The sequence below is a fragment of the Streptomyces humi genome (assembly GCF_001005085.2).
Classification (GTDB): domain Bacteria; phylum Actinomycetota; class Actinomycetes; order Streptomycetales; family Streptomycetaceae; genus Streptomyces; species Streptomyces humi.
The window spans coordinates 1-18,211 of the sequence record NZ_LBMU02000037.1; the positions used below are offsets into that span (position 1 = coordinate 1).

An 18,211-nucleotide genomic window follows, 5' to 3' on the forward strand; every position below is an offset into this window, starting at 1 on the left:
TGAGAGGCGCTTGACGGGTGCCTGGACTCGCGTGGGCCGGGGTGAAAGGCGCTCTCGGACCGCGTGGGCTCGCGGCGGGTGGGGTGGAGAGTGCTCGGGGGGTCGTTGGGCTCATGCTGGGCGGTGGCCGTGGTTGGAGCGGCCTTTTTTGGTGCGCCACTTTCGTTTCCGGGTTTTCTTCGACATGTCTTCCGTACTTAACCCAGGACGGCGGCCGCGTCGAGGGGTCACGCACGTCCGATCGGCGCCAGGATCGCGCCGGTGAGCGCGGCCAGGGACGCCGGGGCGAGTTCGACCTCCAGGCCGCGCCGGCCGGCCGAGACGCAGATCGTGGCGTGGGACGACGCCGACGCGTCCAGCACAGTCGTGAGCCTCCTGCGCTGGCCTAGCGGCGAGATACCGCCCCGGACATACCCCGTCGTGCGTTCGGCCAGCGCCGGGTCCGCCATCGCCGCGCGCTTCCCGCCCACCGCCGAGGCCAGGGCCTTGAGGTCCAGGGTGCCCGCCACCGGGACCACCGCCACCGTGAGCGTGCCGTCCACGTCCGCGACCAGCGTCTTGAAGACCCGGTCCGGGGACACCCCCATCGCCTCCGCCGCCTCCTCGCCGTAGGACGGGTGGGAGGGGTCGTGGTCGTAGGCGTGGACGGTGAAGTCCACGCCCGCCGCGGTCAGCGCCACCGTCGCCGGGGTGCCGCCCGCGGACTGCTGCTTCTTGTTCGGCTTCTTCGGCATGTCGCGGGTCCCCGGCTCAGTTCAGGCTCGTCGGCGTCCGCGTCAGCTCCGCCGCGGGCAGTGACGGCAGGTTACGGATGATCGCCGTCTCGGAGCGAAGGAGTTTCAGCTCGTCACGGAGGCGGGACGCGGTGTCGGGGGCCTGGAGGAGACGCTGCTTGGTCGGCGTGTCGTGCATCAGCGCCGCCGCCACCAGGTAGGAGACGACGGACGGTTCGTCCGGAAGCTCGATCCCCGCGGTCAGTGAGCGCTCGCGCGCCCCGGCCAGCCGCTTCTGGTACTGGCGGAAGGCCCGCAGCACCCCCTCGGCCAGCGCGCCCGCCTCGTCGCCCGGGTCCTCCGTCAGCTGCTCCAGCTCCGCCGTCAGGAACGGCCCCGAGGTGTCCACCGACAGCAACCGCACCCGGTTCGTCCCCGTCGCCAGCACCTCGAACGTGCCGTTCGCCCGCTCCCGGATCGTCGCCGCGTCGGCCACACAGCCCACCCGGTGGAAGGACTTGAGGGGGTCGGGGCCGAAGCCCGCCGCCGGGCCCCGGTCGGGCTGGGCCGTCGGGTCGGGCATGCCGGGTGCGCTGGGCGCCACCTCGTGGCCGTCGCGGATCGCCACGACGGCGAACCGGCGCGGTTCTTCCTCGGGTGTCTTCAGCAGGTCGCGCATCATGGCGCGATAGCGCTCCTCGAAGACGTTCAGCGGCAGCACGAGCCCCGGGAACAGCACCGAGTTCAGCGGGAAGAGGGGGAGACGGACGGTGGTCACGGCGCCACAGCCTAGTGGTCATCGGCGGTGACATGTCCGCCGTGCTCGGTCCGTGGGCGGCCGGTGCTCCTCGGGGAGGGGACCGATCCGGCCTCGGGGAGCGGTTCCGTCCCGGCCAGCAGGTCCGCGCGGAGCCGTACGAAGTGGCCCAGCGGGTCGTCGGACAGCCGGTCCCACGGGAAGGACGTGACGTACGGGCCGATCAGGTGCAGCTGGGTGCGGGCGGCCTCCCAGCGCTCCAGTCGGACCAGCAGGTACATCAGTTTGTTGCGGACCTCGGCCGGCCACAGGTCGGCCGCCGGGAACCGGGCGGAGAGGGCGATCGCCCGGTCGGCCGCCGCGTCCAGCCGGGTCCGGGGCACCTCGGGACCGCAGCCGTCGGTGAGGTAGGCGAAGGCCGCGCGGGCCGGCAGGGCCTGGACGAGCGAGTCGGCCGGGGCGTCCTGGGCGGCGAGGTCGGCGAAGTCGAAGCACTCGTGGTGCGAGCCGTGCCAGTAGGTGGCCAGGTAGCGCAGGGCCGCCACATGGCAGCCGTAGTGGTGCGGGGCGCGCCGGACCGCCGCCTCCCACAGCTCCTCGAAGTACCGGTGACCGGCGTTCGACCCCCTGGCGTGGTCCAGCGCGATCCGCCACGGCACCGGGTCCCGGTCATCGCCCCTGGCGGCGGCCGTGATCACGGGATTCACCGCGCGTAGCATCTCTGTTCGGGCGGGGGAGTCCCAGGCGTGGTCCACCGCCAGCTGGGCCCGCAGCACGAGCAGGTCGGGATCGTGCGGAGCGGCCGCGTGCCAGTCGTCCAGCCACTCCACGCGGGACCGGGCGAAGAGGGCCAGCCGGTGGACGTACCGGTCCCGGGCCTCCCAGTCGGCGGCCGCCCGGGTGGCGGCGAGCAGCGCCGCGGCCGGGCCGTACGCACCCTGACCGGCCGCGACCAGAGCCGGAGCGAGCCGGTCGTCGGGCGCGTCGAGGAGTACCTCGTCCTCGGCCGGGATCGGGCCGTGGGCGGGGCGCGGAGTGGGTCTTGCCGTCCGAGCGGAGCGGAACAGCGCGCGCAGCGAAGCCATGGTTCCGCCATTGAAAGTCCGCAGGTCCGGCCCGCGCCAGACCGTCACGGCAACTCCACGAAAGTTGTACGTTTCAAAGTCAAGGACGAGTAAAAGGTGACTGCTGCTCATCTGTGGGGTCGCTGTCCGTCACCGGCACGGCGTACCCGGAGCCCCGCCGCGGTGGGCGCGGCTACCCCCGGCGCAGCAGCCGCGTCGCCCCCGCCGCCACCGTCGTCGCCAGCACCCAGCCCAGCAGGATCATCGCGGCCGCCGCCCACTGCCAGCCGCCGCTGAGCCGCCACTGGCCCGCCTGCCCCAGGTCGATGACCGGCAGCAGCAGGTCGAGGACGAACAGCGCGGGGTCCCACACCGGGTGGCCGCCGGCACTCATCGGCGGATGCGGGGCGTGCGCGAAGGCGAGCGTGCCGGCCGCCCACAGCACGGCCATCCACACCGCGGCCCGGCCCGGCCGGTAGCCGTAGGCCACCGTCAGGTCCTGGGCGTACCCCCACAGCTTGGCGGCCAGCGGCAGCGTCTCGCGGCGCCTCCGCTGCTTGGCGAGCAGCACCTCGCGGGCGTCCTCGTCCTCGCCGGCCGCCCGCAGCACGGCCGCGAGCCGCTCGTAGGGCTCCGGGTTGTACTCGGCGGTCGCCGCCGCCACCCAGCCGAGCCGCCGGGTCAGCGGGAACGGCCCCTGCGGCACCAGGTTCTCGTAGGCGAACCCGCCCATGTGCAGCCGCCCCGGCCCCGGCCAGCTGGCCGCCCGGTCCACCAGGTTGACCACCCGGGCGCCGGACAGCAGCACCCCGCCGCGCTGCGGCTCCTCACCGAGGAACCGCAGCTCCGGCGCCTGCACCCGGCGCAGCGACAGCTGCTGGTCGTCCGTGAAGGCGAACCGGGCCCGCTCCAGGTCGACGGCGTCCCCGAACCGCCCGTCGTCCAGCCGGATCCCGCCCCGGCACTCGAACCGCTGGATGCGGGTCCCGCGCGCCGGGGTGGTCCCGCTCTGCCAGGGGCCGCCCACCCCGGCCGGGGTCAGGTACAGGGTGCGGCCGACGGTCAGCTGGGGCGCGTTGAGGGCGAACCGCCCGCCGGGGTTGAGCAGCCGGGCGCCCCGCAGGCTCAGCGAGACGCCCACCTTGGCGCTGCGCAGGCTCAGCTCGCCGTGCGACTCCAGCAGATCCGCCTGGAGGTCCTGGCCCACGGTCATGCCGTCCGCCGCGATCGACCGGCCGCTGCGGTCCCGGTACACCACCGCCTGGTTGAGCAGCAGATCGGTGCCGATGTGGGCGTCGGTCAGCCGGACCCCGCCGAGGAAGCGGCAGCGCGGCAGGTGCAGGTCACCCTCCGTGCGCACGCGGGCGGCCTCCAGGCGCGGTGCCGCGCAGTCCACGAACCGCGCGGTCGTGAAGTGCGCCTCCGGCAACAGCACCTCGTCGTCGAACCGGCAGCCGCGCAGCTCGACGTACGGCAGGACCGTGCCGCCCGCCAGGTCCAGCGTGCCGCTGATCCGCACACCGGTCAGCTTCAGCGCGGACACCCGGCCCGCGAGGGCCGGCGGCCCGTCGAGCAGCAGCCAGCAGACGATCCGGGCCCGCACGGTCCGCTCGGGGCCCCACGGGTGGCCGCCGTGCGGATCGTCCACCCGTGCGTCCCCGCTGCTCAGGTCGTACACGCTGCCGTTGCGGAACGCCTGCCACATACCGGCCTCGGCCGCGGTCAGATCGTCCGGCAGTTCCCCGTCCCGGACGCCGTCCCCCTCGGTCACGGCTCTTCCTTCTTCCTCAACTACTCGTGAGTCATGTGGTCGCCCAGCGGTGATGCCCGGTCCGTCACGCTTCGAACACAGGAAGTGAAGGTGATCTTCCGGGTTCAGGCCAGGCTATGTACCAGCCGTTGGCCCGCGTTCTGTATCAGCCATTGATACGCGCGCACCGTCTGTCACACCGGTCTGCGAGAATTGGTTCCGTGATCTCCCGAATCGATCTGCGCGGCGACGCCCTTCCCGAGGGACCCGCCCTGCGCGACCTGCTGCCCCGAGCCGACTTCGACGTCTCGGCCGCCCTGGAGAAGGTGCGTCCGATCTGCGAGGCCGTGCATCATCGGGGCGACGCGGCGCTGATCGACTTCGCCGAGAAGTTCGACGGGGTCACGCTGGAGCAGGTGCGGGTGCCCGCCGAGGCGCTGGAGAAGGCCCTGGCCGAGCTCGACCCGGCGGTGCGCGCGGCCCTGGAGGAGTCCATCCGGCGCGCCCGTCTCGTCCACCGCGAACAGCGTCGTACGACCCACACGACCCAGGTCGTGCCCGGCGGCTCGGTCACCGAGAAGTGGGTGCCGGTCGACCGGGTCGGGCTGTACGCGCCCGGCGGCCGCTCGGTCTACCCGTCCTCCGTGATCATGAACGCGGTGCCCGCGCAGGAGGCCGGCGTCGAGTCCATCGCGCTCGCCTCGCCGCCGCAGGCCGACTTCGGGGGCCTGCCGCACCCCACGATCCTCGCCGCCTGCGCCCTGCTCGGGGTCGACGAGGTGTACGCGGCCGGCGGCGCCACGGCCGTCGCGATGTTCGCCCACGGCACCGAGTCGTGCCCGCCCGCCAACATGGTCACCGGCCCCGGCAACATCTGGGTGGCCGCCGCCAAGCGCTACTTCACCGGAAAGATCGGCATCGACGCCGAGGCCGGACCGACCGAGATCGCCGTCCTCGCGGACTCCACCGCGGACCCGGTGCACATCGCCGCCGACCTGATCAGCCAGGCCGAGCACGACCCGCTGGCCGCGGCCGTCCTGGTCACCGACTCGGTGGAGCTCGCCGACGCGGTCGAGCGCGAGCTGACGCCCCAGGTCGCCGCGACCCGGCACGTCGACGACCGGATCGTGCCGGCCCTGAAGGGCAGGCAGTCCGCGATCGTCCTGGTCGACGGCATCGAGGAGGGCCTGCGGGTCGTCGACGCGTACGGCGCCGAGCACCTGGAGATCCAGACCGCCGACGCCGCCGCGGTCGCCGACCGGGTCAGGAACGCGGGCGCGGTCTTCATCGGCCCCTGGGCGCCGGTCTCCCTCGGGGACTACGCGGCGGGCTCCAACCACGTGCTGCCCACCGGCGGCTGCGCCTGCCACTCCTCGGGCCTGTCCGTCCAGTCCTTCCTGCGCGGCATCCACATCGTCGACTACACGAAGGACGCGCTGGCCGAGGTCGCGCACCACGTGGTCACGCTGGCGGAGGCGGAGGACCTGCCCGCGCACGGCGCGGCGATCAAGGCAAGGTTCGGGTGGAAGGTACCGGCGAGCAAGTGAACTTCGGAATCGACGATCTCCCCGTACGGGACGAGCTGCGCGGCAAGTCCCCCTACGGCGCGCCCCAGCTGGACGTCCCGGTCCGGCTGAACACGAACGAGAACCCGTACCCGCTGCCCGAGCCCCTGGTCGAGCGGATCACGGAGCGGGTCCGCGAGGCCGCCCGCGGCCTGAACCGCTACCCCGACCGGGACGCGGTGCAGCTCCGCACCGAGCTGGCCAGGTACCTGACGAAGACCGGCAACCACCCGCTCTCCCTCGAGAACGTCTGGGCGGCCAACGGCTCCAACGAGGTCATCCAGCAGCTGCTTCAGACCTTCGGCGGCCCAGGCCGCTCGGCGATCGGCTTCGAGCCGTCGTACTCGATGCACGGGCTCATCGCGCGCGGCACCGGCACGCGCTGGCTCTCCGGTCCCCGCGACGCCGACTTCACCATCGACACCGAGGCCGCCACGCGCGCGATCGCCGAGCACCGGCCCGACGTCGTGTTCATCACGACCCCCAACAACCCCACCGGCAACGCGGTACCGCCCGAGACGGTCCTCGCGCTCTACGAGGCGGCCCAGGCGGCCAGGCCGTCGATGGTCGTCGTCGACGAGGCGTACATCGAGTTCAGCCACGGCGACTCGCTGCTGCCCCTGCTCGAAGGTCGGCCGAATCTCGTCGTCTCCCGCACCATGTCGAAGGCCTTCGGCGCGGCCGGCCTGCGCCTCGGCTACCTCGCCGCGCACCCCGCGGTGGTGGACGCGGTCCAGCTCGTACGACTGCCGTACCACCTGTCGGCGATCACCCAGGCGACCGCCCTGGCCGCCCTGGAGCACACCGACACGCTGCTGAAGTACGTGGAGCAGCTGAAGGCCGAGCGCGACCGGCTGGTGACGGAGATGCGGGCGCTGGGCCTGGAGGTCACCGAGTCCGACGCCAACTTCGTGCAGTTCGGGCGGTTCGCGGACCCGCACGGCGTGTGGCAGAAGATCCTCGACCGGGGGGTCCTGGTCCGGGACAACGGTGTGCCCGGCTTCCTGCGCGTGTCCGCCGGAACCCCCGAAGAGAACGACGCGTTCCTCGACGCGGTACGTGAAGTCAAGAAGGAGCTGGACGCATGACCCGCGTAGGGCGCGTGGAGCGCACCACCAAGGAGACCTCGGTCCTGGTCGAGATCGACCTCGACGGCACCGGGAAGACCGACATCAAGACCGGCGTCGGCTTCTACGACCACATGCTCGACCAGCTCGGCCGGCACGGTCTGTTCGACCTCACCGTCAAGACCGACGGCGACCTGCACATCGACTCGCACCACACCATCGAGGACACCGCGCTCGCCCTCGGCGCCGCCTTCAAGCAGGCCCTCGGCGACAAGGTCGGCATCTACCGGTTCGGCAACTGCACGGTCCCGCTGGACGAGTCCCTCGCCCAGGTCACCGTCGACCTGTCCGGCCGCCCGTACCTCGTGCACACCGAGCCGGAGAACATGGCTCCGATGATCGGCGAGTACGACACCACGATGACCCGGCACATCCTGGAGTCCTTCGTCGCCCAGGCGCAGATCGCCCTGCACGTGCACGTGCCCTACGGGCGCAACGCCCACCACATCGTGGAGTGCCAGTTCAAGGCGCTGGCCAGGGCCCTGCGCTACGCCTCCGAGCGCGACCCGCGCGCGGCCGGCATCCTCCCCTCCACGAAGGGCGCGCTGTGAACGGCCTCTCGACCGTCCTGATCGTCGTCGGCCTGTTCCTGGTCGGCGGCATCATCTCCTTCGTCAAGCAGAAGATGCCCACCAGCCTGATCGTGCTGCTCTCGATAGGCGCCGCGATGTGCCTGGTGGCGGGTGTCATGAGGCTGGAGGTGTGGAATTGACCGCTCCCAAGAGCGTGGTGGTCTTCGACTACGGCTTCGGCAACGTCCGGTCCGCGGAGCGGGCCCTCGCCCGTACCGGGGCCGACGTCGAGATCACCCGTGACTACGACAGGGCGATGAACGCGGACGGCCTGCTGGTGCCGGGCGTCGGCGCCTTCGCCGCCTGCATGAAGGGCCTCAAGGAGGCCCGCGGGGACTGGATCATCGGCCGCCGGCTGTCCGGCGGACGGCCCGTGATGGGCATCTGCGTCGGCATGCAGGTCCTGTTCGCGCGCGGCATCGAGCACGGCGTGGAGACCGAGGGCCTCGACGAGTGGCCCGGCTCGGTCGAGCCGCTCCAGGCCGAGATCGTGCCCCACATGGGCTGGAACACCGTGGACGCACCGGCCGGCTCCGAGCTGTTCGCCGGTCTGGACGCGGACGCGCGGTTCTACTTCGTGCACTCCTACGCCGTCCACGACTGGTCGCTGGAGGTGCACAACCCGACGCTGCACGCGCCCAGGGTGACCTGGTCGACGCACGGCAAGCCGTTCGTCGCGGCCGTCGAGAACGGCGCCCTGTGGGCCACCCAGTTCCACCCCGAGAAGTCCGGCGACGCCGGCGCCCAGCTCCTCACCAACTGGATCGGAACACTGTGAGCACGCTCGAACTCCTCCCCGCCGTCGACGTCCGCGACGGCCAGGCCGTCCGCCTCGTGCACGGCGAGTCGGGCACCGAGACCTCCTACGGCTCCCCGCTGGAGGCCGCCCTCTCGTGGCAGCGGTCGGGCGCCGAGTGGCTGCACCTGGTCGACCTGGACGCCGCGTTCGGCACGGGCGACAACCGCGCCCTGGTCGCCGAGGTCACCAGGGCGATGGACATCAGGGTCGAGCTGTCCGGCGGCATCCGGGACGACGCCACGCTGGCCGCCGCGCTCGCCACCGGCTGCACCCGGGTCAACCTCGGGACGGCCGCCCTGGAGACCCCCGAGTGGGTCGCCAAGGTCATCGCCGAGCACGGCGACAAGATCGCGGTCGGTCTGGACGTACGCGGTACGACCCTCAGGGGCCGTGGCTGGACCCGCGACGGCGGCGACCTCTACGAGACGCTGGCCCGCCTCGACAAGGAGGGCTGCGCCCGGTACGTCGTCACCGACATCGCCAAGGACGGCACCCTCCAGGGCCCCAACCTGGAGCTGTTGAAGAACGTGTGCGCGGCGACGGACCGGCCGGTCGTGGCCTCCGGCGGCGTGTCGTCGCTGGACGACCTCCGCGCGCTGGCCGAACTGGTACCCCTCGGTGTCGAGGGCGCCATCGTCGGCAAGGCCCTGTACGCCAAGGCGTTCACCTTGGAAGAAGCTCTGGAGGCAGTGTCACGATGACGTCCGATGCCGTGCGGCGGGTGCAGAGCGGAAGTCCCTGGGAAGAGTCCTTCGGTTTCGCCCGCGCCGTGGCGGCGGGCGACCGTGTGCTGGTGGGCGGCACGACGTCCTTCAAGGGCACGGTGCTGTACGGCGAGGGCGACCCGTACGAACAGGCCAAGGTGGCCTTCACGAGTGCCGTCGAGGCGATCGGCGAGTTCGGGCTCGACGTCGGGTCCGTGATCCGGACCCGGATGTACCTGACCCACGTACGGGACGTGGACGCGGTGGGCCGGGCCCACAAGGAGATCTTCGACGCGGTGCGCCCGGTGTCCACCCTGCTGGTGGTGGAGGGCTTCGTCGACCCGCGCATCCTGGTCGAGGTAGAGCTAGAGGCATACAGAGGAGCCGTGGATTCATGACCCTGGCGGTCCGAGTCATCCCCTGCCTGGACGTGGACAACGGCCGGGTCGTCAAGGGCGTCAACTTCCAGAACCTGCGCGACGCGGGCGATCCGGTCGAGATGGCCAAGGTGTACGACGCGGAGGGCGCCGACGAGCTGACCTTCCTGGACATCACCGCGTCCTCCGGCAACCGCGAGACCACCTACGACGTGGTGCGCCGCACCGCCGAGCAGGTGTTCATCCCGCTGACGGTCGGCGGTGGCGTCCGTACCGCCGAGGACGTCGACAGGCTCCTGCGCGCCGGTGCCGACAAGGTGGGCGTCAACACGGCGGCCATCGCGCGCCCCGAGCTGATCCGGGAGATCGCCGAACGCTTCGGCCGCCAGGTCCTGGTGCTGTCGGTCGACGCCCGCCGCACGGAGTCGGGGTCCTTCGAGGTGACGACGCACGGCGGCCGCCGCGGCACCGGCATCGACGCGGTCGAGTGGGCGCACCGGGCGGCCGAGCTGGGCGCGGGGGAGATCCTGCTCAACTCGATGGACGCGGACGGCACCAAGGACGGCTACGACCTGGAGATGATCAGCGCGGTCCGCAAGCACGTCACGGTCCCGGTCATCGCCTCCGGCGGCGCCGGCGCCCTCGCCCACTTCCCCCCGGCCGTCTCGGCGGGCGCGGACGCGGTCCTCGCGGCCTCGGTCTTCCACTTCGGCGACCTCAGGATCGGCGAGGTCAAGCAGACGCTGCGGGAGGCGGGCCACCCCGTGCGGTGACGCGCTGCCGAACGAAGGCCCCGGCGTCGGTGCCGGGGCTTTTCACCGGGCAGATGCGAAAGGAAAGTTGCGCAAAATCCATTGCGCAACTTTTCTTTCGCATCTACGGTCGGTGACATGACGGGCAAGGAGAGAGACCTCCGCATCACCGACACCGGCACGCTCAAGGCACTGGCCCACCCGCTGCGTATGAAGCTCTACCGAGCGCTGTACGTGGCGGGCAGCGCGACCGCCTCGCAACTCGCCGACCAGGTGGACGAAGCCGTCTCGCTGGTCAGCTACCACCTGCGCAAGCTCGCCGAGCACGGCCTGATCGAGGAGGCGGAGCCGCGGAGCGCCGACGGCCGGGAGCGCTGGTGGCAGCCCGCCTCGGACGGCGTCACCATCCGGGACCGGGACTTCCGGGACGCGCCCGAGAAGGCGGCCGCTCACCTCGCCGCCACCCGGCTCTTCCACGAGCAACGGGCCGACATGTACCGCCGCTACCTCGACGAGCGCGCCACCTGGAGCGCCGAGTGGAACGCCGCCGCACCCGACAACGAGTCCCTGCTCCGCCTGACGGCCGCCGAACTGGCCGAACTGGGAGCGGAGTTGACCGCGCTGGCGCGGAAGTACGGCGACAGGGGGCGGTCCGCCGAAGCGCGGGGTGACACCGAAGGCCGCGAGAACGTCGCGCTGCACGTGTACGGCTTCCCGTTCCGGCTCTGAGGAGGGCTCGTCACCGTGACCGCGACCGGCCTGCCCACCGCACCCACGGCTCACCGCCCCGCCCATCGTGATCCAAACGTCCTGCGCTGGCTCGCCGCCTACGCCTCCTCCATGGTCGGCGACAGCGTCTACTACCTCGCCCTGTCCTGGGCCGCCGTCCAGGCCGGCTCGCCCGTGCGGGCCGGGATCGTGATGTCCGTCAGCGCGCTGCCGAGAGCGGTCCTGATGCTGTTCGGCGGGGTGGTCGCGGACCGGCTGGGGCCGCGCCGGGTCGTCATCGGCAGCGACGCGGTGCGCTGCGCGGCCGTGCTCGCCGTGGCCGCGCTGCTGTTCCTGGGCAGCCCCGGCCTGTGGCCGCTGACCCTGCTCGCCCTGGTCTTCGGCACCGTCGACGCCGTGTTCATGCCCGCCGTGGGCGCCCTCCCCGCGCGCGTGACGTCCCATGACCAGCTCGCCCGCGTCCAGGGCATGCGCGGACTCGTCATCCGCCTCTCCTACGTCGTCGGCGCTCCCCTGGGCGGCCTCGGAGTGGCCGTCGGGGGCGCGGCGGCCGCCTTCGGCCTCGCCGGACTGCTCATCGCCGTGTCCGTGCCCCTGCTGGTGTCCGTACGGGTACGGGAGCTGCCCGGCGAGGACCGCCGCGCCGCCCCCACCCCCTGGGAGGATCTGCGGGCCGGCCTCACCTACACCCGCCGCCACCGTGTCCTGGCGCCGCTGATGCTGGCCGTCGCACTCGGCGACCTCGGTTTCGTCGGGCCCCTCAACGTCGGGCTCACCCTGCTCGCCGACCGGCGCGGCTGGGGTGCCGCCGGCCTGGGCTGGGTGCTCGCCGGATGCGGGGTCGGGGCCGGGTGCGCCGCACTGCTGCTGACCGTCCGAGGCCGGCTGCCGCGCGCCGGGCTGGTCGCCGCGTGCACGATCCTCGCCGGGTCGGTCGCGATCGGTGCCCTCGCCCTGGTGCCCGGTCTCGTCGGCGCCGTGCTGGTGGCCCTGCTGGTCGGCCTGCTCGCCGGGCTGAGCGGTGCGCTGTGCCAGGCGCTGCTCCAGACCGAGACCGAGCCGGGCTACCTGGGACGCGTCAGCGCCGTCTCCGGGCTGGTCAGCCTGGGGCTCGCGCCGTTGAGCATGCCCGTGTCGGCCGCCGCCGTCGGCGCCTACGGAACCACCCCGGTGTACGTCGTCAGCGCCGCCGTCTGCGGGCTCGGCGGGGTCGTCGCCCTGGCCGCGCCGGGGGTGCGCCGGGCCGAACTGCCCCGCTGAGGCCGGTCAGCCCCTCGGCTGGGTCAGTTGGACGAGGTTGCCGACCGTGTCGTCCAGGACGGCCGCGATCACCGGACCCTGTTCCTGCGGCTCGTGCGTGAAACGGACACCGAGGGCGCGCAGCCGGTCGTACTCCGCGCGGATGTCGTCCACCGAGAAGACGATGGCCGGGAGCCCCGCCTCGTACACGGCCTTGCGGTACGGCTCCGCGACGGGGCCCCCGCCGGGCTCCAGGAGCAGCTGGAGGTCCGGCTGGGCGCCCTCGGGCGCGCCGACGGTGACGAACAGGGTGCCGCCGCCCAGGTCGAGGTGGGTGCGGGTCTCGAAGCCGAGGATGCCCGTGTAGAAGGCGTGCGCCTGCGGCACGTCGTCCACGTAGACGTTCGTCATCGCGACCTTGATCATCACGCTCTCCTCAGATGCCCAGCTGTCTGGACTCGTGCAGCTCGGCGACCGCGTTCTCGTCGCCGTCCACCGCCACCCGCGCCGCGCTCTGCCGGCCGAAGGCGAACATCAGCAGCTCGGAGGGCTCGCCGGTGACCGTGACCACGGGGGCGCCGCGATGGGCGACGGCCGTCTGCCCGTCGGGGCGGCGCAGCACGAGCCCGGTCGGCACCCCCCGGCCCAGCAGCCGGGCGGTGCGCTCCAGGCGGGACCACAGGGCGTCCTGGAAGACGGGGTCCAGAGCGCGCGGCGACCAGTCCGGCTGGGCCCGGCGGACGTCCTCCGTGTGGATGTAGAACTCCACCGTGTTGGCGGCCTCGTCGACCTGCTTGAGCTGGAAGGGTGAGAAGCGCGGCGGGCCGGTCCTGATCAGCTGGATCAGTTCCTCGTACGGCTTCGCGGCGAACTCGGCCGTGGTCTTCTCCAGCCGCGGCGCCAGCGCCTTGATCACCGTGCCCCCGGCCGCGTCCGGCCGGCGCTCGCGCACCACCACGTGCGCGGCCAGATCCCGGGTCAGCCAGCCCTCGCAGAGGGTCGGCGCCTCGGGACCGGCGGTCTCCAAGAGGTCGGCGAGCAGAAGCCGTTCACGCTTGGCGAAGGTCGACATACGATCAGCCTACGACCCCACTCACCGTCCGGACAGTGGACACGGTCCGTGACTGTCGGTGCCGCGCGGCACAATGGCAGGCATGACCAGTACGACCGGTACGACGGGCACGTCCCCGTCCCGTGGCCTCGCCCCGGAGATCGCCGCCCGCCTCAAGCGCAGTGCCGACGGCCTCCTGCCCGCCATCGCCCAGCAGTACGACACCGGCGAGGTGCTGATGCTCGGCTGGATGGACGACGAGGCACTGCACCGCACCCTCACCACGGGACGCTGCACCTACTGGTCGCGCAGCCGCCGTGAGTACTGGGTCAAGGGCGACACCTCCGGCCACTTCCAGTGGGTGAAGTCGGTCGCCCTGGACTGCGACGCCGACACCGTGCTGGTCAAGGTCGACCAGGTGGGCGCCGCCTGCCACACCGGCGACCGCACCTGCTTCGACGCCGACGTGCTGCTCGAAGGCGGCGGTGACGGCGCCGATTCCGGCCCGTCCGCCTCGGATCAGTAAGGTCTGCCGCCATGGACCTCGAGACCTTCCGCAAGCTGGCGACCGACCGGCGTGTCATCCCGGTCACCCGCACGCTCCTCGCCGACGGCGACACCCCGGTGGCGCTCTACCGCAAGCTGGCCGCCGAACGCCCCGGCACCTTCCTGCTGGAGTCCGCCGAGAACGGCCGCACCGCCTTCCGCTGGTCCCGCTACTCCTTCGTGGGCGTCCGCTCCGCCGCCACCCTCACCGCCCGCGACGGCCAGGCCCACTGGCTCGGCACCCCGCCGGTCGGCGTCCCCGTCGACGGCGACCCGCTGGCCGCCCTGCGCGCCACCATCGAGGCCCTGCACACCCCCCACACCGAGCACCTGCCACCGTTCACCGGCGGCATGGTCGGCTACCTCGGCTACGACATCGTGCGCCGCCTGGAGAAGATCGGCCCGGGGGAGCGTGACGACCTGCGGCTGCCCGAGCTGACCATGCTGCTCACCAGCGACCTCGCCGTCATGGACCACTGGGAGGGCTCGGTCCTGCTGATCGCCAACGCGATCAACCACAACGACCTCGACACGGGCGTGGACGAGGCGTACGCCGACGCGATCGCCCGTCTCGACGCGATGGAGGCCGACCTCTCCCGCCCGGTCGCCCAGCCGCCCGCCGTCCTGCCGCCGTCCGAACTCCCCGAGTACACCGCCCTGTGGGGCGGCCCCGACTTCCAGGCGGCCGTCGAGGACGTCAAGGAGCGCATCCGCGCGGGCGAGGCCTTCCAGGTCGTCCCCTCCCAGCGCTTCGAGACCCCGTGCACGGCGAGCGCGCTGGACGTCTACCGGGTGCTGCGGGCCACCAACCCCTCGCCGTACATGTACCTGTTCCGATTCCCCCTCGGGGACGGAGGCGCGTTCGACGTCGTCGGCTCGTCCCCGGAGGCCCTGGTCAAGGTGGAGGAGGGGCGGGCCATGGTCCACCCCATCGCCGGCACCCGGCCGCGCGGGGCCACCCCGCAGGAGGACCAGGCCCTCGCCGACGAGCTGATGGCCGACCCCAAGGAGCGCGCCGAGCACCTGATGCTCGTCGACCTCGGCCGCAACGACCTGGGGCGGGTCTGCGAACCGGGCTCCGTCGAGGTCGTCGACTTCATGTCGGTCGAGCGGTACTCGCACGTCATGCACATCGTCTCGACGGTCACCGGAAAGGTCGCCCAGGGCCGCACCGCCTTCGACGTGCTGACCGCCTGCTTCCCGGCCGGCACCCTCTCCGGCGCCCCCAAGCCCCGGGCGATGCAGATCATCGACGAACTGGAACCCTCCAGAAGGGGGCTGTACGGCGGCTGCGTCGGTTACCTCGACTTCGCCGGGGACTCCGACACCGCGATCGCCATCCGCACGGCCCTGCTGCGGGACGGCACGGCGTACGTCCAGGCGGGCGCCGGCATCGTCGCCGACTCCGACCCGGTCGCCGAGGACCAGGAGTGCCGCAACAAGGCGGCGGCGGTGCTGCGGGCCGTGCACACGGCCAACCGACTGGGCAAGTAGGCGCCAGGACCCGGCAAGTGGGGCGCTTCTCACCCCACCCCGGGTGACCGTTCGCACCGGGTTCAGGCGATAGTGGAGTACGTGACTGCTGTTCCTCACCCCTCATCCGAAGCCGCCGCACCCGAGCGGTCCGGCCGCCGCAGCCTCGCCGCGGCGCTGCTGCTCGGTGCGCTCGGCGCGGCCGTGGCCCTGCTGTCCACCCGGCAGCGCTGGGCGGAGGGCACCGCGACGGTGGCCGGCGGCGACTTCCCGCTGACCGCCAAGGGCAGCGACGTCACGGGCGTCCCCGCGGCCCTCGCCATAGTGGGCCTCGCCGCGCTCGTCGCCGTCTTCGCCGTCCGCAGGGCCGGCCGGTTCGTGGTCTCCGGACTGCTCGCGCTGTCCGGCGCCGGAATCACCGCCGCCGCCCTGCTGGGCGCCTCCGACGACTCCGCGCTCGACGAGAAGGCCGCGCAGGCCAGCGGCGACACCTCGGCCACGGTCGCCGCCCTCAGCCATACCGGCTGGCCCTACGTCGCCGCGGTCGGCGGTGCGCTCATCCTGGTCGCCGGGCTGCTCGCGCTGCGCTACGGCCGGCTGTGGCCCGCGATGTCCGGGCGGTACGAGCGCGGCAGCGGGGCGGAGCGGCCGCGGCGTGCGCCGAAGCCGGTGGATCCCGACCGTCCCGAGGACATCTGGAAGGCGCTGGACCGGGGAGAGGACCCCACGGGCGCCTAGCGTCGCGGGACGCGTGCGGGTACGTGGTGACCGGTCGCCCGGTTTCCCGCGCTCTGACGCGGGCGCCGTCGGCTGCCGGATGTGGTGAATCAGACGTCACCCCCGCGTCCGGCACGGGCAGGCGTACGGGACAATGGAGGACGAGCGTCCGGAAGGACACGTACGAGCTCGCACGGACGGCCCGTACGACACGCACCAGTCAAACGAGGAGCAAGTCATGGCGGGCAGCAGCCACGGTCACACCCCGGCCGCCTGGACCGGCGTCACCATCGCCTTCATCGGTTTCTGCGTCTCGGGCGCTTTCATGGTGATGGCGCAGCCGGTGGGCTTCTGGGCCGGCATGGTGATCGTGGCCCTCGGTGGCGTGGTCGGCCTGATCATGCGCTCCATGGGGCTCGGCCAGCCCAAGGAGAGCGGCGCGATCTCCTACACCACCACCCCGGCCCCGGTCGTCAAGGCCGAGCCGGCCGGCGTCGAGGGCTGATCCGCGAGTTTCCCGCGAGGGGCGCCCCGGAGACTCCGGGGCGCCCCTCGCGCGCGTGCCGACCGGTACGGGGCACAATGCGAGGCGTGAACGCCGACAGACCCAGCGCAGCCGTCCCGGCGCCCTCCGCCCTGAGCGGCCGGCTGGCCGTGCCCGCGGGGGTGATGGCCGCGGTCGTCGGGGCCTTCGCCTACGTCGGCACCGTCGACCCCAACCAGCCCGGCCACTACCCGGTCTGCCCGCTCTACCGGCTCACCGGCCTGTACTGCCCCGGCTGCGGCGGACTGCGCAGCGCGCACGCGTTCGTGCACGGCGACTTCCTGGCCGCGCTCCAGGACAACGCCGCCGGGGTCGTCGCCTATCTGGCCTTCGCCGTGGTGTGGACCGTCTGGGTGGTGCGCGCGGTGCGCGGCCGGCCGGCCCGGATCGAGCTCAGGCCGGTGCAGATGTGGAGCCTGGGAGCGTTGGTGCTGGTCTTCACCGTTGTCCGGAACCTGCCGTTCGGTGGCTGGTTGCATCCTTGATCAACTACTGAACGTCCAGGTAGTGGGACCGTCGTCAACCGGATGCGAGGCCTGCGCCGTCCTGCGGATACCATCGGATTGACCATGGGTTTTTTGCTTATGGGATTTGACCGCCTGGAAGAACCGTCCGAAAGGGGGCCGCTCGCGTGAGTGTGCTCGACGAGATCATCGACGGAGTCCGTGCCGACCTCGCGGAGCGGCAGGCGCGCGTCAGCCTCGACGAGCTCAAGGAGCGCGCGGCGAAGGCGCCCGCCGCCAAGGACGGCGTGGCCGCGCTGCGCGGTGAGGGCGTCAAGGTCATCTGCGAGGTCAAGCGCTCCAGCCCGTCCAAGGGCGCGCTGGCCGCGATCGCCGACCCGGCCGGGCTCGCCGCGGACTACGAGGCGGGCGGCGCGGCCGTCATCTCGGTCCTGACCGAGCAGCGCCGCTTCGGCGGCTCGCTGGCCGACCTGGAGGCTGTCCGGGCCCGGGTGGACATCCCGGTGCTGCGCAAGGACTTCATTGTCACGTCGTACCAGCTGTGGGAGGCCCGGGCCTACGGCGCCGACCTCGCGCTGCTGATCGTCGCCGCCCTGGAGCAGCCGGCCCTGGAGTCGCTGATCGAGCGTGCCGAGTCCATCGGCCTGACCCCGCTCGTGGAGGTCCACGACGAGGACGAGGTCGAGCGCGCGGTGGACGCGGGCGCCAAGATCATCGGCGTCAACGCGCGCAACCTGAAGACCCTGGAGGTCGACCGCACCACCTTCGAGCGCGTCGCCCCCGAGATCCCCGCCTCCGTCGTCAAGGTCGCCGAGTCCGGCGTCCGCGGCCCGCACGACCTGATCGCGTACGCCAACGCGGGCGCCGACGCGGTCCTGGTCGGCGAGTCCCTGGTGACGGGCCGCGACCCCAAGGCGGCGGTGGCCGACCTGGTGGCCGCGGGCGAACACCCCGCGCTCCGGCACGGCCGGGGCTGATCACCCGCTAGGCTGACCCCGATGACTCTCACGGTGACGACGACAGTGGACCGGTACGCCCGCCTCGCGCGCGGCTGCCGGCCCCGCGGTTGCCGTGCGCCGGCCCGCCGAGTCCACGGCCGCCGCGTCCGCTACGTCATCGGCGACGAACCGGGCCAGGTGAACGGCCGTCGATGGCAGCGCGCCCTCAGGGGCGCGGGGAACTGCGCGACAAGCCACTGACGGCCCGCAGCCACGAACACACCCCCGCCCCCACGGCGAACAGTGTTTTTTCATCGGCACTCACCGTGA

Annotated in this window: 23 protein-coding genes; 17 read left to right on the forward strand and 6 right to left on the reverse strand. The window is 72.5% G+C overall.

Features of this window, described 5'->3' with window-relative positions; all coding sequences use genetic code 11:
- Positions 1 to 227: 227 nt before the first annotated feature.
- From ybaK to AAW13_RS15985, 4 genes are all read right to left on the reverse strand, one after another.
- Entirely contained in the window at positions 228 to 734 is a 507-nt protein-coding gene (ybaK, locus tag AAW13_RS15970) for a Cys-tRNA(Pro) deacylase (protein WP_046729556.1), read from the reverse strand.
- A 16-nt stretch (positions 735 to 750) separates the two neighbouring features.
- On the reverse strand, positions 751 to 1,491 hold the full coding sequence (locus tag AAW13_RS15975; RefSeq protein WP_046729557.1) for an LON peptidase substrate-binding domain-containing protein: 741 nt from the start codon (positions 1,489 to 1,491) through the stop codon (positions 751 to 753).
- Positions 1,492 to 1,502: 11 nt separating this feature from the next.
- Positions 1,503 to 2,555: a hypothetical protein gene (locus AAW13_RS15980; RefSeq protein ID WP_046729558.1), complete on the reverse strand. Its 1,053-nt coding sequence runs from the start codon at positions 2,553 to 2,555 to the stop codon at positions 1,503 to 1,505.
- A 172-nt stretch (positions 2,556 to 2,727) separates the two neighbouring features.
- The gene (locus AAW13_RS15985; RefSeq protein ID WP_046729559.1) at positions 2,728 to 4,305 is read right to left on the reverse strand and encodes an oxidoreductase; all 1,578 of its coding nucleotides are present in this window, start codon (positions 4,303 to 4,305) and stop codon (positions 2,728 to 2,730) included.
- Positions 4,306 to 4,505: 200 nt separating this feature from the next.
- On the opposite strand from AAW13_RS15985, the gene hisD reads away from it, so the two are divergent.
- The 10 genes from hisD to AAW13_RS16030 all read left to right on the forward strand — a co-directional run bounded on the left by hisD (position 4,506) and on the right by AAW13_RS16030 (position 12,169).
- Complete coding sequence (gene hisD / locus AAW13_RS15990) at positions 4,506 to 5,831, forward strand: histidinol dehydrogenase (RefSeq protein ID WP_046729560.1); 1,326 nt, start codon at positions 4,506 to 4,508, stop codon at positions 5,829 to 5,831.
- Positions 5,828 to 6,937 (forward strand): histidinol-phosphate transaminase, encoded by a 1,110-nt coding sequence (locus AAW13_RS15995; RefSeq protein ID WP_046729561.1) that lies wholly within the window; start codon positions 5,828 to 5,830, stop codon positions 6,935 to 6,937. The genes hisD and AAW13_RS15995 overlap by 4 nt, the downstream gene beginning before the upstream one ends.
- On the forward strand, positions 6,934 to 7,527 hold the full coding sequence (hisB, locus tag AAW13_RS16000; RefSeq protein ID WP_046729562.1) for an imidazoleglycerol-phosphate dehydratase HisB: 594 nt from the start codon (positions 6,934 to 6,936) through the stop codon (positions 7,525 to 7,527). The genes AAW13_RS15995 and hisB overlap by 4 nt, the downstream gene beginning before the upstream one ends.
- Positions 7,524 to 7,688 carry a hypothetical protein gene (locus tag AAW13_RS45940; protein ID WP_046729563.1) on the forward strand — a complete coding sequence of 55 codons (165 nt, stop codon included), beginning with the start codon at positions 7,524 to 7,526 and terminating at the stop codon, positions 7,686 to 7,688. The genes hisB and AAW13_RS45940 overlap by 4 nt, the downstream gene beginning before the upstream one ends.
- Positions 7,685 to 8,326 (forward strand): imidazole glycerol phosphate synthase subunit HisH, encoded by a 642-nt coding sequence (hisH, locus tag AAW13_RS16005; RefSeq protein WP_046729564.1) that lies wholly within the window; start codon positions 7,685 to 7,687, stop codon positions 8,324 to 8,326. The genes AAW13_RS45940 and hisH overlap by 4 nt, the downstream gene beginning before the upstream one ends.
- Entirely contained in the window at positions 8,323 to 9,048 is a 726-nt protein-coding gene (gene priA, locus AAW13_RS16010) for a bifunctional 1-(5-phosphoribosyl)-5-((5-phosphoribosylamino)methylideneamino)imidazole-4-carboxamide isomerase/phosphoribosylanthranilate isomerase PriA (protein ID WP_046729565.1), read from the forward strand. Before hisH ends, priA begins: the two co-directional genes overlap by 4 nt.
- Positions 9,045 to 9,449 carry a RidA family protein gene (locus AAW13_RS16015; RefSeq protein ID WP_046729566.1) on the forward strand — a complete coding sequence of 135 codons (405 nt, stop codon included), beginning with the start codon at positions 9,045 to 9,047 and terminating at the stop codon, positions 9,447 to 9,449. The genes priA and AAW13_RS16015 overlap by 4 nt, the downstream gene beginning before the upstream one ends.
- A complete protein-coding gene (hisF, locus tag AAW13_RS16020) occupies positions 9,446 to 10,201 on the forward strand; it encodes an imidazole glycerol phosphate synthase subunit HisF (protein WP_046729567.1) in 756 nt (251 codons plus the stop codon). Before AAW13_RS16015 ends, hisF begins: the two co-directional genes overlap by 4 nt.
- Before the next feature lie 117 nt (positions 10,202 to 10,318).
- On the forward strand, positions 10,319 to 10,909 hold the full coding sequence (locus AAW13_RS16025; RefSeq protein ID WP_046729568.1) for an ArsR/SmtB family transcription factor: 591 nt from the start codon (positions 10,319 to 10,321) through the stop codon (positions 10,907 to 10,909).
- A gap of 15 nt (positions 10,910 to 10,924) precedes the next feature.
- A complete protein-coding gene (locus tag AAW13_RS16030) occupies positions 10,925 to 12,169 on the forward strand; it encodes an MFS transporter (protein ID WP_046729569.1) in 1,245 nt (414 codons plus the stop codon).
- 6 nt (positions 12,170 to 12,175) lie between these two features.
- On the opposite strand, the gene AAW13_RS16035 is transcribed toward AAW13_RS16030, so the two are convergent.
- Entirely contained in the window at positions 12,176 to 12,574 is a 399-nt protein-coding gene (locus AAW13_RS16035) for a VOC family protein (protein WP_046729570.1), read from the reverse strand.
- A gap of 10 nt (positions 12,575 to 12,584) precedes the next feature.
- The gene (locus AAW13_RS16040; protein ID WP_046729571.1) at positions 12,585 to 13,220 is read right to left on the reverse strand and encodes a TIGR03085 family metal-binding protein; all 636 of its coding nucleotides are present in this window, start codon (positions 13,218 to 13,220) and stop codon (positions 12,585 to 12,587) included.
- A 73-nt stretch (positions 13,221 to 13,293) separates the two neighbouring features.
- Here AAW13_RS16040 and hisI point away from each other — a divergent pair, with 73 nt between their 5' ends.
- The 7 genes from hisI to trpM all read left to right on the forward strand — a co-directional run bounded on the left by hisI (position 13,294) and on the right by trpM (position 18,142).
- Positions 13,294 to 13,725: a phosphoribosyl-AMP cyclohydrolase gene (hisI, locus tag AAW13_RS16045; protein ID WP_420855466.1), complete on the forward strand. Its 432-nt coding sequence runs from the start codon at positions 13,294 to 13,296 to the stop codon at positions 13,723 to 13,725.
- A gap of 11 nt (positions 13,726 to 13,736) precedes the next feature.
- Positions 13,737 to 15,239 carry an anthranilate synthase component I gene (locus AAW13_RS16050; protein WP_046729573.1) on the forward strand — a complete coding sequence of 501 codons (1,503 nt, stop codon included), beginning with the start codon at positions 13,737 to 13,739 and terminating at the stop codon, positions 15,237 to 15,239.
- Between the two features lie 72 nt (positions 15,240 to 15,311).
- On the forward strand, positions 15,312 to 15,956 hold the full coding sequence (locus AAW13_RS16055) for a TIGR02234 family membrane protein (RefSeq protein WP_046729574.1): 645 nt from the start codon (positions 15,312 to 15,314) through the stop codon (positions 15,954 to 15,956).
- A gap of 217 nt (positions 15,957 to 16,173) precedes the next feature.
- Positions 16,174 to 16,440, forward strand: a complete 267-nt coding sequence (locus AAW13_RS16060) for an HGxxPAAW family protein (protein WP_046729575.1) — start codon at positions 16,174 to 16,176, stop codon at positions 16,438 to 16,440.
- A 77-nt stretch (positions 16,441 to 16,517) separates the two neighbouring features.
- Positions 16,518 to 16,964: a DUF2752 domain-containing protein gene (locus AAW13_RS16065; RefSeq protein ID WP_046729576.1), complete on the forward strand. Its 447-nt coding sequence runs from the start codon at positions 16,518 to 16,520 to the stop codon at positions 16,962 to 16,964.
- A gap of 146 nt (positions 16,965 to 17,110) precedes the next feature.
- Positions 17,111 to 17,920 carry an indole-3-glycerol phosphate synthase TrpC gene (gene trpC, locus AAW13_RS16070; protein ID WP_046729577.1) on the forward strand — a complete coding sequence of 270 codons (810 nt, stop codon included), beginning with the start codon at positions 17,111 to 17,113 and terminating at the stop codon, positions 17,918 to 17,920.
- Positions 17,921 to 17,941: 21 nt separating this feature from the next.
- Positions 17,942 to 18,142: a tryptophan biosynthesis modulator TrpM gene (gene trpM, locus AAW13_RS47775; RefSeq protein ID WP_071659569.1), complete on the forward strand. Its 201-nt coding sequence runs from the start codon at positions 17,942 to 17,944 to the stop codon at positions 18,140 to 18,142.
- Positions 18,143 to 18,211: the final 69 nt, after the last annotated feature.